General features: G+C 66.6%; 12 protein-coding genes. 3 read left to right on the top strand and 9 right to left on the bottom strand.

Annotated features, from left to right (window positions below; translation table 11 throughout):
- Positions 1–9: 9 nt before the first annotated feature.
- The 4 genes from QQ25_RS04065 to QQ25_RS04050 are packed head-to-tail and all read right to left on the bottom strand — an operon-like array spanning position 10 to position 6,146.
- Positions 10–1,146 carry an acetate kinase gene (locus tag QQ25_RS04065; protein ID WP_039377342.1) on the bottom strand — a complete coding sequence of 379 codons (1,137 nt, stop codon included), beginning with the start codon at positions 1,144–1,146 and terminating at the stop codon, positions 10–12.
- The gene (gene pta, locus QQ25_RS04060) at positions 1,143–3,221 is read right to left on the bottom strand and encodes a phosphate acetyltransferase (protein WP_039377341.1); all 2,079 of its coding nucleotides are present in this window, start codon (positions 3,219–3,221) and stop codon (positions 1,143–1,145) included. Before pta ends, QQ25_RS04065 begins: the two co-directional genes overlap by 4 nt.
- A gap of 19 nt (positions 3,222–3,240) precedes the next feature.
- A complete protein-coding gene (locus QQ25_RS04055) occupies positions 3,241–4,560 on the bottom strand; it encodes an aspartate aminotransferase family protein (RefSeq protein WP_039377332.1) in 1,320 nt (439 codons plus the stop codon).
- A 29-nt stretch (positions 4,561–4,589) separates the two neighbouring features.
- Positions 4,590–6,146 carry an APC family permease gene (locus QQ25_RS04050; RefSeq protein WP_039313693.1) on the bottom strand — a complete coding sequence of 519 codons (1,557 nt, stop codon included), beginning with the start codon at positions 6,144–6,146 and terminating at the stop codon, positions 4,590–4,592.
- 243 nt (positions 6,147–6,389) lie between these two features.
- Between QQ25_RS04050 and QQ25_RS04045 the strand changes: the two genes are divergently transcribed.
- Positions 6,390–7,151, top strand: coding sequence for a GntR family transcriptional regulator (locus QQ25_RS04045; protein WP_039377329.1), 762 nt, complete (start codon positions 6,390–6,392; stop codon positions 7,149–7,151).
- Here QQ25_RS04045 and fgd read toward each other — a convergent pair.
- Positions 7,148–8,158: a glucose-6-phosphate dehydrogenase (coenzyme-F420) gene (gene fgd / locus QQ25_RS04040; protein WP_039377326.1), complete on the bottom strand. Its 1,011-nt coding sequence runs from the start codon at positions 8,156–8,158 to the stop codon at positions 7,148–7,150. The two genes, QQ25_RS04045 and fgd, sit on opposite strands and share 4 nt — an antisense overlap.
- A 35-nt stretch (positions 8,159–8,193) precedes the next feature.
- Between fgd and QQ25_RS04035 the strand changes: the two genes are divergently transcribed.
- A complete protein-coding gene (locus tag QQ25_RS04035; protein WP_039377324.1) occupies positions 8,194–8,928 on the top strand; it encodes an MBL fold metallo-hydrolase in 735 nt (244 codons plus the stop codon).
- Positions 8,929–8,931: 3 nt separating this feature from the next.
- Positions 8,932–9,741, top strand: coding sequence for an SDR family NAD(P)-dependent oxidoreductase (locus QQ25_RS04030; protein ID WP_039313685.1), 810 nt, complete (start codon positions 8,932–8,934; stop codon positions 9,739–9,741).
- A gap of 15 nt (positions 9,742–9,756) precedes the next feature.
- Here QQ25_RS04030 and QQ25_RS04025 read toward each other — a convergent pair whose 3' ends face one another.
- The 4 genes from QQ25_RS04025 to QQ25_RS04010 all read right to left on the bottom strand — a co-directional run bounded on the left by QQ25_RS04025 (position 9,757) and on the right by QQ25_RS04010 (position 12,586).
- Positions 9,757–10,038, bottom strand: coding sequence for a hypothetical protein (locus QQ25_RS04025; protein WP_198530749.1), 282 nt, complete (start codon positions 10,036–10,038; stop codon positions 9,757–9,759).
- Between the two features lie 66 nt (positions 10,039–10,104).
- Entirely contained in the window at positions 10,105–11,202 is a 1,098-nt protein-coding gene (locus QQ25_RS04020) for an LLM class flavin-dependent oxidoreductase (protein WP_039377322.1), read from the bottom strand.
- Positions 11,199–11,696 (bottom strand): GNAT family N-acetyltransferase, encoded by a 498-nt coding sequence (locus QQ25_RS04015; RefSeq protein ID WP_039377321.1) that lies wholly within the window; start codon positions 11,694–11,696, stop codon positions 11,199–11,201. The genes QQ25_RS04020 and QQ25_RS04015 overlap by 4 nt, the downstream gene beginning before the upstream one ends.
- Positions 11,697–11,791: 95 nt before the next feature.
- A complete protein-coding gene (locus tag QQ25_RS04010) occupies positions 11,792–12,586 on the bottom strand; it encodes an SDR family NAD(P)-dependent oxidoreductase (RefSeq protein WP_039313674.1) in 795 nt (264 codons plus the stop codon).
- Positions 12,587–12,659 lie beyond the last annotated feature (73 nt).

Raw genomic sequence — 12,659 nt, 5'->3', positions numbered from 1 at the left:
CGCCGAGCGCTAGCGGGCGGCCAGCGCCGCGCTGGCCCGCGCGATCGCCAGCTCCTCATTGGTCGGCACCACCAGCACCGTCACCGGTGAGTCCGGTGTCGAGATCGTTCGGGTCTCGTGTCCCCCTTCGGCATTGAGCGCCTCGTCGATCTCGATTCCCAGCCCGCTCAGGCCGGCCAGCGCATCGCGGCGCACCGCGGCGTCGTTCTCCCCCACCCCCGCGGTGAAGCTGATGACATCGGTGTGGCCCAGCACCGCGAGGTACGCACCGACGTACTTCCGTAGCCGGTGGATGTAGACGTCGTAGGCCAATTGCGCGTCCTGGTCGCCTGATTCGATCCGGGCGTGCAACTTGCGGAAGTCGTTCTCACCGCCGAGGCCACGCACACCCGACCGGCGGTTGAGCATGGTGTCGATCTCCTCGACACCCATGCCCGCACTGCGCCGCAGGTACATGATGATGCCCGGATCGATGTCACCGCTGCGGGTGCCCATCACCAGACCCTCCATCGGCGTCAGGCCCATCGACGTGTCCACGGGCCTGCCCCCGGCGATCGCCGACGCCGACGCGCCGTTACCCAGGTGCAGCACAATCTGATTCAGCGAGTCGTAGGGCCGGCCGAGGAAAGCGGCGGCCTGCTGACTGACGTACTCGTGCGAGGTGCCGTGGAAACCGTAGCGCCGAATCCCCCAGCGCTCGGCCACCTCACGATCGATGGCGTAGGTCGCCGCCGCCTCGGGCAGATTGTGGAAGAACGCGGTGTCGAACACCGCCACATGCGGCAGATCGGGTAGCAGCCTGCGCGCCACGTCGATACCGAGGAGGGCAGGCGGATTGTGCAGCGGGGCCAGCGGAGACAGCTCTTTGACCTTGGCGATCAGCTCGCCGTCGATCAAGGTGGGCCGGTAGAAGGTCTTGCCGCCGTGCACCACCCGGTGCCCGACCGCCACCAGACCGAGAGTGTCCAGGCGCAACCCTTCGGCCGCGAGTTCGTCGAAGGCGGCCCGCAGCGCGGCGTCATGATCGGGCACCTGTGCCGAGCCGATCTGTTCGATGATGCCGTCGGCCAGAAATTCACCGGTGTCCGGATTCACCACTGCGTATTTCAGCGACGACGAGCCGGAGTTGACCACCAGAACCGTCATGATTGTCCTTGCGCCTGAATCGCCGTGATCGCCACGGTATTGACGATGTCCTCCACGAGCGCACCGCGGGACAGGTCGTTGACCGGCTTGTTGAGGCCCTGCAGCACCGGGCCGATCGCAATGGCCCCGGCACTCCGCTGAACGGCCTTGTAGGTGTTGTTGCCGGTGTTGAGGTCGGGGAAGATCAGCACGGTGGCCCGCCCGGCCACCGCCGATTCGGGCATCTTGGTCAACGCCACCGACGGCTCGACCGCGGCGTCGTACTGGATCGGCCCCTCCACCAGCAGATCCGGTTCCCGTTGCCGCACCAATTCGGTTGCGGCCCTGACCTTGTCGACATCGGCACCGGTACCCGAGGTGCCCGTCGAGTAGGACAGCATGGCCACCCGGGGATCGATGCCGAACTGCGCGGCGGTGCGGGCCGAGGAGATCGCGATGTCGGCCAGTTGCTCCGAGGTCGGGTCGGGCACGATCGCGCAGTCACCGTAGGCCAGCACCCTGTCGGCCAGGCACATCAGGAAGATGCTCGACACCGTCGAAATGCCCGGCGCGGTGCGGATGATCTCGAAGGCGGGGCGCACGGTATGTGCGGTGGTGTGCGCGGCGCCGGAAACCATGCCATCGACCATCGCGTTGTGGACCAGCATGGTGCCGAAGTAGGAGACGTCGTGGATGGTCTCGCGGGCCTGCTCGACGGTCACGCCCTTCTTGCGGCGCAATTCGGCGTACTGCTCGGCGAATTGATCGCACAATTCACTGGTGCGCGGATCGAGGACGACGGCCGCATCGATGTTCACGCCGAGTTCGGCTGCCCTGGAACGAATCTGGCTTTCCTCACCGAGGATGGTCAGCTCCGCCACCTGGTGCTGCAGCAGCCGGCCCGCGGCCTTGAGGATGCGATCGTCGGTGCCCTCGGGCAATACGATGCGCTTGCGCTCGGAGCGGGCCTGGTCGAGCAGTTGGTAGGTGAACATCTGCGGCGTGGTGACCGCGGGTATCGGGATGCTCAGTTGCGCCAGCAGATCGTTGACGTCGACGTGTTTGTCCATCAGCGCCAGCGCGGTGTCGATCTTGCGCTGCGATTTCGCGGTGACCCGGCCGCGCGCGCCTGCGACCCGGCTCGCGGTCTCGAACGTGCCGTACTCGGTGGCCACGATGGGCAGCCGTAGCCCCAGCCCTTCCACCAGCGAGCCGATGGCCGGATGCAGTTCGAGACCACCGTTGAGGATGATGCAGGACAGCGACGGAAATCCTTCGGCGGCATGGGCACTCACCACCGCCAGCACCACGTCGGAGCGGTCACCCGGGGTCACCACCGCGACCCCCTCGGTGAGACGCTCCAGCACGTGCTCGGCGGTCATACCCGCCACCAGCACGCCCATCGCCTCGCGGGACAGCAGCTCCGGATCCCCGGCGATCATCGTGCCGTCGACCGCGACCTGCAGTTCGGCCACCGACGGCGCCACCAGCAGCGGCTCCTCGGGCAACACGTAGGCGGGCGGTCCGAGCGGTTTGAGCGCTTCGGCCACCGCGGTCAGCTGGGCCGGGTCACACCGGTTGGCCACCACGGCGGCGGCGTGGGCATGCTGATGGTTGAGCTCGGCCAGACACACCTCGACCACATGCGCGACCTCGTCGGGGGTGCGGTCGGCCGCCTTGACCGCGAGCACCACGGGCGCACCGAGGTTGACGGCGATGCGCGCGTTCATGCTGAGTTCGCTGGGAGTGGCGACGTCGGTGTAGTCGCTGCCGACGATCAGCACCGCATCGCAGCGCTCGGCCACGCGGTGGAACCGGTCGACGATGTCGGCGATGGCGACATCGGGGTCCTCGTGCACCTGCTGGTAGCTGACGCCGACGCAGTCGTCGTAACTCAGGCCGGCGGTGGTGCCGGCCAGCAACAGTTCGAGGATGTAGTCGCGGTCCTCACCCAGGCGGGTGATGGGCCGGAACACGCCCACTCTGGGCACGGTCGCGGCCAGGCGATGCAGAATTCCCAGCGCAATGGTCGATTTACCGGTGTCCCCTTCGGGCGACGCTACGTAGATCGCGGTCGCGATGTCTCCATCCGGCACCGCTCCAGCATTCCCTAGATCAGGGCAGCGCCGCCACCGCCCCCGCAAATTCCGTGCAGAACCAGTCCACGTCGCTCATCGAGAACACCAAGGGCGGACGCACCTTGAGGACATTGCCGTCCGCCCCGCTGACCGAGATCAGCACCTTGCGATCGCGCATCGCGTTGACCAGATCGTGCGCACCGGCCCGATCGGGGGTCTTCAGATCAGGGTTGGCCACCATCTCTATCCCCACGTACAGCCCGGCGCCGCGGACATCGCCGATCCGCGGGGTCTCGCCGGCGATCCGGGTGAGTTCATCGCGCAGCGCCGTACCGACCCGGGCCGCATTGGCCATCAACTGCTCGTCCTCGATCACGTCGAGCACCGCGGCCGCCGCTGCCATCGAGACCGGATTGCCGCCGAAGGTGTTGAAGTAGGGCACCTCGCGGGCGAACGCGTCGAGCACCGCGCTGCGTGCGGCCATGGCAGCCACCGGCAAGCCGTTGGCCATCGGCTTACCCATGGTGACCAGATCGGGAACGACACCGTGGCGGCTGAAGCCCCACATCGATTCCCCGGTGCGGCCGAACCCGGGCTGCACCTCGTCGGCGATGAACACTCCGCCGGCGGCGTGGACCGCCCGCACCGCGGGAGCCAGCACCGAGGGGTCGGGATAGATGCCGTCGGAGGAGAAGAAGGTGTCGACGATCAGGCAGCTCAGCCCGTGACCTGCGGCCTTCAGGTCGTCGATCGCGGCCTCGACGTCGGCCAGGAACCGGCCCGTCACATCGTCGCCCACGCGGTAGCTGTCCGGCGCGGGCACGGCGCGGACATGCGGACCGATGGCGGTGGCGCCACCGATCGAGGGCGAAATCGCCGTCACCGCTTCGGTATTGCCGTGGTACGCGTCGCGGGTGACGATCACCCCGTGTGCCCCGGTGTACATCTGGGCGACCCGCAGGGCGAGGTCGTTGGCCTCCGAGCCGGTGCAGGCGTACATCACCTGGTCGACTTCGTCCGGGAAGGTGGCCAACAGCCGCTGGGAGTACTCCACGATGCCTTCGTGCAGATACCGGGTGTGCGTGTTGAGCGTCTCGGCCTGACGCGTGATGGCCGCGACCACACGCGGGTGGCAGTGCCCGACGCTGACGACGTTGTTGTACGCATCCAGGTAGCGCTCGCCGTCGGCGTCGAACAGGTGGCTGCCGCTGCCCCGGACCAGGTGTACCGGCCGTTCGTAGAACAGCCGGTACGCCGGGCCCAGCAGGCGGGTGCGGGCCTCGATCAGCTGTGCGGTCTGCGGATCGGTCGAAAGACCGCTGTAGCTGTTCGAATCCATGATGTTGGAAAAACCCATGGCACTTCCTTTCGCCACCCGCACGCCCCCTACCGCTCGTGCGCCTCCTCCAACACTGTGCGCCCCAGATCGGAATAGCGTTGCGGATCCCTGAATTTCAGGAACAGCGCCCACAGCACACCACCGATTCCGGCGATGCCGACAACATACGGGATCGACGTGAAGACCCAGTCCGACGCGGCTGAACCCGCGGCGAACGACGCGTTCTTGGCGAGCAGGTAGATGACGTAGAGCATCCCGGTCCCGCCCAGCAGCGGCGCCAGGAACGTGGTGAACCAGTTCGCCGTCTCGGGATGGCGCTTCTGCACGTGGAAATACGAGATCACCGAGAACGCGGCCAGGGCCTGCACGATCATGATCGCCGTCGTACCCAGCAACGCCATCAGGCCGTAGAGCCCGGTGTAGGGGTCACGTCCGGTCAGGTCGAAGAACAGCACCACCAGAGTGGCGAAGCCGGTCTGGACGAATCCGGCGATGTGCGGTGAGCCGTGCACCGGATGCGTCGCACCGATCGTCTTGCGCATGCCGGGGATGACGTTCTCCCGGCCGATGGCGTAGAGATAGCGCGCGGCGCAGTTGTGGAACGCCATACCGCACGCGAACGAGCCCGTCATCAACAGGATCTTGAACATGTCGACTGCCCACTCGCCGAGATGCTGGTGCACCGGGGTGAAGAAGATGTCACCCGCGGTCGTCGAATCTTGCGCCAGCGCAATCGCATTCTGCGGTCCGGTGCCCACGATCGCCAACCACGAAACCAGGACGTAGAACGCGCCGATGCCGACCACCGAGCAGATCACCGCGATCGGGATGATCTTCTTGGGGTTTCGGGATTCCTCGCCGTACATGGCGCTGGATTCGAAGCCCACCCATGACCAGAACGCGAAGAACAGCCCGACGCCGGCCGATCCGGCGACGGTGATCATGCTGCCGTCGACACCGGCCACCTCACCCGAGAGGCTCTGAAAACCGTTGAGCGGGTTCAGTGATCCGAGCGACCAACCCTGCGGGCCGCCACCGGTGAACACGACGGACAAGGCCATCATGGCCAGCATGATGATCTCGGTGATCAGGAATACCCCGAGCACCTTGGCCGCCAAGTTGATGTCGAAGTAGGTCAGCACGGCGTTCACGGCCAGCATCACGACGGCGAAGATGACCCACGGCACGTCGATGCCGAAGAACGACTTGAACAGATCGTTGCCGAAGAACGAGAAGATGCCGATCAGCGAGGCCTCGAACACCATGTAGGCCAGTGCGGTCAGGAAGCCCGCGCCCAGGCCGACGACGCGGCCAAGTCCGTGCGAGATGTATCCGTAGAAGGCTCCCGTGGCGGTGATGTGCTTGCTCATCGCGGCATATCCGATCGCGAACAGCGTCAGCACGATGGTGGCGACGAAGTACCCGGCGGGCGCGTAGGCGCCGTTGCCGAAACCGACCGCGATCGGCACGTTGCCGACCATTGCCGTGATGGGGGCGGCCGTGGCGACCGCCATGAACAGCACGCCGACCAGTCCCACGGCGTTGGGTTTGAGGCGCTGGATTCCGGTACTCGACGGTGCCGGCGGATCGATGATCTCACTCATTGCGGGTCCTTACTGAGGACGACTTTCGGACCACTATTTGGTCTGATTGTTTGGCGTCGACGACGGCATTGTGGTGCGACGCAGCACATTGTCATCCCGCCCAGATCATCGGGCAACTCGAAAATTGTTGCGGCTCAGGACCTTTGTTGCCGACATGTTTCGAACCTGGGAATCGTGCAACGGCCAGGTTAATCGGTGGGTTTTGGTCTGCTCCGCGCGCTCGATTTGGTTCACACTCGGGGCATGTCCCAGACCCCGGGCGGCCCGGTCGCCGAGGACGTGCGTCGCCGCATCCTGTCCATGCTGGCCCTCGGCACCTTGCGCCCCGGCTCGCGGCTGGGCACCGAGCGTGAGATGGCCGAGAGCTTCGCGGTGTCGCGGTCCACGCTGCGCAGCGCGCTGCTGCCGTTGAGCCAGGCCGGAGTACTGGAGCGTCGCACCGGACGCAACGGCGGTACGTTCGTGCGGTCCGATGTGGTCGAACGCAATGCCGCGGAGTTGGCCGGGCTTCCCGCCCGATTGCGCAGCGGCGGGCACAGCAGCGCCACGCGCGTCCTGGCGACCGACCGCCGACCGGCCACTCAGGTGGAAGCCCATGCCCTCGCAATCGCCGATGGCGCAGAGGTGTTCACCGTCCGCCGGCTGCGCTTCGCCGATGGCGTGGCGCTCTCGGTGGACCTGTCCTGTTTCGTCGCCGGACGCATGGAGGACCTGCTCGAACAACCGCTCGGCGGTTCACTCTACGAGTTGTTGCGGGTCCGGTACGGCCTCACGCCTGCCGTCACCACCGAGACCATCGAAGTGGTCAGCGCCAGCCCCCGCGAGGCGGGCTGGCTCGACATCGCCCATCGGAAGCCACTTTTGGCGATCACACGCATCACGCGCGATCACAGCGGCGAGCCGTTCGAGTATGCCTACGACCTGTTCCGCGCCGACCGGGTACGGCTCACGGCGACGAGCCACGGCGCGGTCGGCGCGGTGCAGCGCTCCGTGAACAGTGCTTAACCCAGCTTGCGCAGCCTGGGCTCCAGGTCGTTCTTGAACAGTTCGAGGAATCGGCGTTGATCATGGCCAGGGTCGTGGAAGACCAGGTGGTTCAGGCCCCACTTCACGTACTGACCGACCATCTCGACGGCCTCGTCGGGATCTGAGGCGACGATCCAGCGCTTGGCGACCTGTTCGATGGGCAGCTCGTCGGCGGCTTTCTCCATCTCGATCGGGTCGTTGATGCTGTGTTTCTGCTCGGCGGTCAACGACAGCGGCGCCCAGAAGCGGGTGTTCTCCAGCGCCTTCTGCGGATCCGGATCGTAGGAGATCTTGATTTCGATCATCCGGTCGATGTCCTCGGCGTTGCGCCCGGCCGCCTCCGCACCTTCCTTCACCGCGGGGATCAGCTTGTCCTTGTAGAGCTCCTCGCCCTTGCCCGACGTGCAGATGAACCCGTCACCGGCCCGGCCGGCGTATTTGGCGACCTGCGGCCCACCGGCGGCGATGTAGATGGGGATGCCGCCCTCGGGGACGTCGTAGATCGAGGCGCCCTTCGTCTTGTAGTACTCACCCTCGAAATCCACGCGGTCACCGAGCCACAGCTCGCGCATGAGTTTGACCGACTCGCGCAGCCGGGCGTAGCGCTCCTTGAACTCGGGCCAGTCGCCTTCGTAACCGGTGGCGATCTCGTTGAGCGCCTCACCGGTACCCACCCCGAGGAAGATCCGGTCGGGGTACAGACATCCCATGGTCGCGAAGGCCTGCGCGATCACCGCCGGGTTGTAGCGGAACGTGGGGGTCAGCACCGAGGTGCCCAACACCAGCCGCTCCGTGCGCTCACCGACCGCCGTCATCCAGGCCAGGGAGAACGGTGCATGCCCGCCCTCGTGACGCCACGGCTGGAAATGGTCGCTGACCGTCGCGCTGTCCATGCCCGCCGCCTCCGCGGCGACCGCGAGCTCCACCAGTTCACGCGGAGCGAACTGCTCCGCCGACGCCTTGTATCCGAGTTTCAGTTCAGCCACGAGTTCGTTTCTACTCCTATGCCTAAACTCGCGACATGGCAGCAGCCCTGAGTGCTATCACCGAGCATGTCCACTTCGCACAAACCGACTTGGTCAACTGGACGCTGGTGACCGACGGGAGCCGCGTCATGCTGATCGACGCCGGTTTCCCCGGGCAGCGCGAAGACGTCATCGGCTCGGTTCGCCAACTCGGCTTCACCGTCGACGACATCGCCGCCGTGCTGTTGACCCACGCCCACATCGATCACCTCGGGACCGCCATCTGGCTGGCGAAAACCCATGGCACACCGGTCTTTTGCCATGGCGCGGAACTGGGTCACACCAAGCGTGAATATCTGGAGCAGGCTGCGCCCGCGGATGTGGTGCGCAACATCTGGCAGCCCCGCTGGCTGAAGTGGGCGGCCACCATCACCGCCAAGGGCGGCATGAACCACGCCGGCATCCCCACCGCTCAGGCGTTGACCGGCGCGGACGACCTCCCGGGCAAGCCGACACCGGTTCCCACGCCGGGCCACACCGGCGGGCACTGTTCGTTCATCGTCGACGGGGTCCTGATCAGCGGAGACGCCCTGGTCACCGGCCATCCGCTGTTGCCCCGCCCCGGACCGCAGCTGCTGCCTGCGCTGTTCAACCACGACGAGGCCGGGTGCCTGTCGAGCCTGAAGGCGCTGGCCGCTGTCGACGCCGACGTGATGCTGCCCGGACACGGTCCGGTGTGGCGCGGACCGATCGCCGACGCCGCCTCCGCCGCCGCGGCCCGGCACGGTTGAGCCATGACCGCACGATCCAAGATCTCCGAATATGCCGGGGGCTGGGCGCTGGTCACCGGCGCGGCGCGTGAACAGGGCCTCGGGTACGCGTTCGCGCGCCACCTGGCGGCGGAAGGGCTCAACCTCGTCCTCGTCGACGTGCTCGACGAGGACCTGACTCTGCGCGCGCAAGAGCTCCGCGACCAGTTCGACATCGAAGTACGCACCGCCGCATGCGATCTCGGTGAGCCCGCGCCGTATGCCGCGATCGAGTCCGCGATAGCCGGCATCGTCGTCGACGTGCTGATCTGCAACCACATGTTCACCCCGACCGACACGCCGCCGATCCTCGACATGCCGCTGGAGACGCACAGCCGGATGATCGACATCAATGCGCGCGGCTACACCAACCTCATCCACCGCTTCGGCACCGAGATGCGTGGCCGTGGTCGTGGCGCCATCATCATCGTGTCCTCGGGCGTCGGGCTCACCTCCGGCCCGTACACCGGGGCGTACTCGGCCAACAAAGCCTTCCAGCTCATGTTCGGCCAGGCGCTGTGGTACGAGTTGCGCGGTACCGGCGTGGACGTGCTGGTCATGATCGCCGGCCTGATGAACACCCAGGGCGACGCGCTGTCGAAATACCCCCGCTGGCTGATGGCCGAGCCGGCAGCCGTGGTCCCGGAAGTGCTTTCGGCCCTCGGTCGCAAACCGACGGTGGTGCCCGGGTTCGCCAGCCGCGCATTTCTGTTCGTGCAGACCCGGCTGATGTCCAGGAAGCAGGCGCTCACCGCGATCGGCCGGTTCATGGCCTCCGGGCTCGGCAAGAACTGAACTCCGAGGACCGAGCTAGTGCTGCAGGATCCGGTAGCCCAACAGGAAGAAACCCGTCAGGCACAGGCCGCAGGCCAGCACGATCGTCGGCATCAGGACCATCTGGTCGAGTTCGTCGGGATCGAACACCTCGTCGTCATACACCGACCCGAACAACACCCGGGCAAACTTTGTCCGGCGAAATGCGTGCATCCGCCGCTGCGATTCAGCCGAATCCGCCCGCCGGCCGATGAACACCCGCAAAGCCACGCCGGTCGCGAACACCACGGCAGCCGCTGCCAGCAGCAGCGATCCCACGATTACCTGCAGACTCGGCAAATACACCCCTAGCGGCGACGACAGCTTCGGGGGCCAGCCTAGCCGCTAATGGCCCCACCGCTGCGCGAGTAGCTGGTGCGACCGCAACCGGTCCTCGTGCCGGTGCGTCACCGAGGTGATGACGAGTTCGTCGGCCCCGCTGACCCGCTGGAGGGCCTCCAGCCTGGCTGCCACCTGATCAGGGTCGCCGACGAATTGTGTTGCGGTCCGGTCCCGGACCACCTCCAGCTGCTCGTCGGACAGCGGTACGCAGTCGGCCGGATCCGGGTACGGCATCGCGCCGCCGCCGGCCCGGATCGAATACACCCAGTGGCCATAGCTGGACGCCAGATACCGCGCGGTGGCTTCATCCTCGGCCACCACCACGTCGGCCGATACCGCCACATACGGCTCGGTCAAGTGCTCCGACGGGGTGAAACCGTTGCGGTACACCTCGATTGCCTCCAGCGCGGTGGCCGGAGTGATGTGATAGCTGGCGACGAACGGTAGCCCGCGCGCAGCGGCAACACGGGCACTCTGCCCCTTGCTGCTGCCGAACACCCACGGCGTCAGGCCCGCGCCCGCGCCGGGAACGGCCGTACCAACCGGATACCGGCCGGCGAGCATCGCGAGAATGTCATCGACCTGTTCGGCGAAATCCGGTGCGACAGCTTCTGGTTGTTGCAACACCGCCATCCGGGCGCGCAACCGCGGATCCCGCATCAGCGCGGCGACGTCATAGGGCGCCGGGATCACCACACCGTCGATCTCGTGCCATTCTCGCGGCGGTCTGGGCTCGCGGGGCTTGGCTTGCACGGCTTCGGCGCGTTTCTGCCCCGAGCGACCCACCCCCAGATCGATCCGGCCGGGATGGAACGCCGCCAGCGTGCCGAAACTCTCCACCACAGCGATCGCGGTGGTGTGGCCGAGTTGCACGGCTGCGGTACCGACCCTGATCCGTTCGGTGGCCGCGGCGATCTGGCCCACCAGGACCGCCGGCGACGAGCTCGCCACCGATACGAAGTGATGCTCGGCAACCCAATACCGTTGGTAGCCAAATTGTTCGGCGTGACGCGCCAGATCGACGGTGTTCCGCAGTGCGGTCACCACGTCACTACCCGCACTGATCGGAGCCAGATCGAGTATCGAGAGCGGAACGGTCATGTCGACTCCCTCGACAGCACCTTCTCGAATGCGATCGGGAAGACCGCCCCGTCACCCTCAGGCGGCAGCGGCACGCGCAGCCGGCTGTAGCCCGCCGAGTCGTAGAGCGCTTCGGCTTCGGGCTGCAGATGCCCCGTCGTCAGATATACCCGGCGATATCCGCGTGCGGCGATCTCGGCCTCCAGATGCGCCAGCAGCACCTTGCCGTATCCGCGTTTCCGCAAGCGGCTGTCGGTCCAGATGCGTTTGAGTTCGGCGGTCTCGGCGTCGAATCGGGTGAACGCACCGCCGGTGACCGGCACGCCGTCGAGCACACCGATGTAGAGGCCACCGCCCGGCGGCGCGAAGTCGTCGGCGGACTTTCCCCGTAGCCAGGCCATCATCTGGTCGGGCGTTCCGCCGTAGCGCTCCGAGTACTCGACCGACAGCTCGGCCAGCAGCGGGACGGCCAGAGGATCGTCCAGGCCGGCCGCTACAAACTGCACACCACTCACGGGGGCTGACTTAACCACCGTTTCGATACCCACGGCACTTCCAACGCAGATCAGGCCGAGTCATTCCAACCACGATCAGCGTGATCGAAATCCCCTCAGCGGAGATGCCGTAGACCCTGACTCACCCGATCACCCCAGGCGACGGCATCGTCGCGCCGGGTCAGCCGCGCCGTAAGCTGGGGCGCCAGGCCCGCAAGCCGGGCCACGATCCGGACCGGCAGCTCGGCCGCGTCGACTTCAGCTCGGTCCTTTTCGATGGCGGTGATGACACCACGTGCCACGAAATCCGTAGTGATGCCTTTCGAACCGGGATTCGCTGGGAGCCCGGCATCCGCGAGCATCCCGGCATCGGTCATCGTTCCCGGAAAGACGACCGAGGAGCTGACGCCGGACCCGTGCAGATCGAGCCGCAACGACCCGGAGAACCCGCGCAGCCCTGCCTTTGTGGCCGAGTAGATGGGCACCCGCGCCGACGGAACCTTGCCCGCGATCGACGAGATGAATACGAAATGGCCCCGTCGGCGGCCCAGCATCCCCGGCAGTAGTTGCTGGGTGAGCAGCATCGGCGCCCGCAGATTCACATCGAGGGCGCGGTCTAGCTGCTCGGGCGTGAAATCGTCGAGCTTGCCCGTCGCAGGTACCGCCGCGTTGGCCACGACGATGTCGGCGTCGGAGAGCTGAGTCCCCAGTTGGGCCACCTGCGCACGATCAGCCAGATCGGCGACGACGATTTGTGTCCCTGCCAGCCGCGACGCCAGCGCCGCAAGCGGCTCCTCGCGCAGGCCGGTGAGGATGAGCCGGGCTCCACGGGCGTGTAGTGCACGTGCGATCGCGCTGCCGAGGCCGCCCGCGGCACCGGTCACCACTGCCAGTGCACCCTTGATCTCCATGTCAGCCTCCCTGCTATCCCGAACGGTAGGCGCGAAGCGGCCGCCAGGGGCCCGATCCACCCCCTCCCGCACC

Source organism: Mycolicibacterium setense, assembly GCF_000805385.1.
Taxonomy (GTDB): Bacteria; Actinomycetota; Actinomycetes; order Mycobacteriales; family Mycobacteriaceae; genus Mycobacterium; species Mycobacterium setense.
The sequence above is the reverse complement of the archived record's forward strand: the minus strand, read 5'-3'. Positions and strand labels throughout refer to the sequence as shown.

Coding starts and splice junctions, on each gene's coding strand:
- QQ25_RS04035 (WP_039377324.1), top strand. CDS start 8,194: ATGGCAGCAGCCCTGAGTGCTATCACCGAGCATGTCCACTTCGCACAA.
- QQ25_RS04055 (WP_039377332.1), bottom strand. CDS start 4,560: ATGGGTTTTTCCAACATCATGGATTCGAACAGCTACAGCGGTCTTTCG.
- QQ25_RS04030 (WP_039313685.1), top strand. CDS start 8,932: ATGACCGCACGATCCAAGATCTCCGAATATGCCGGGGGCTGGGCGCTG.
- QQ25_RS04065 (WP_039377342.1), bottom strand. CDS start 1,146: ATGACGGTTCTGGTGGTCAACTCCGGCTCGTCGTCGCTGAAATACGCA.
- QQ25_RS04050 (WP_039313693.1), bottom strand. CDS start 6,146: ATGAGTGAGATCATCGATCCGCCGGCACCGTCGAGTACCGGAATCCAG.
- QQ25_RS04010 (WP_039313674.1), bottom strand. CDS start 12,586: ATGGAGATCAAGGGTGCACTGGCAGTGGTGACCGGTGCCGCGGGCGGC.
- QQ25_RS04045 (WP_039377329.1), top strand. CDS start 6,390: ATGTCCCAGACCCCGGGCGGCCCGGTCGCCGAGGACGTGCGTCGCCGC.
- QQ25_RS04020 (WP_039377322.1), bottom strand. CDS start 11,202: ATGACCGTTCCGCTCTCGATACTCGATCTGGCTCCGATCAGTGCGGGT.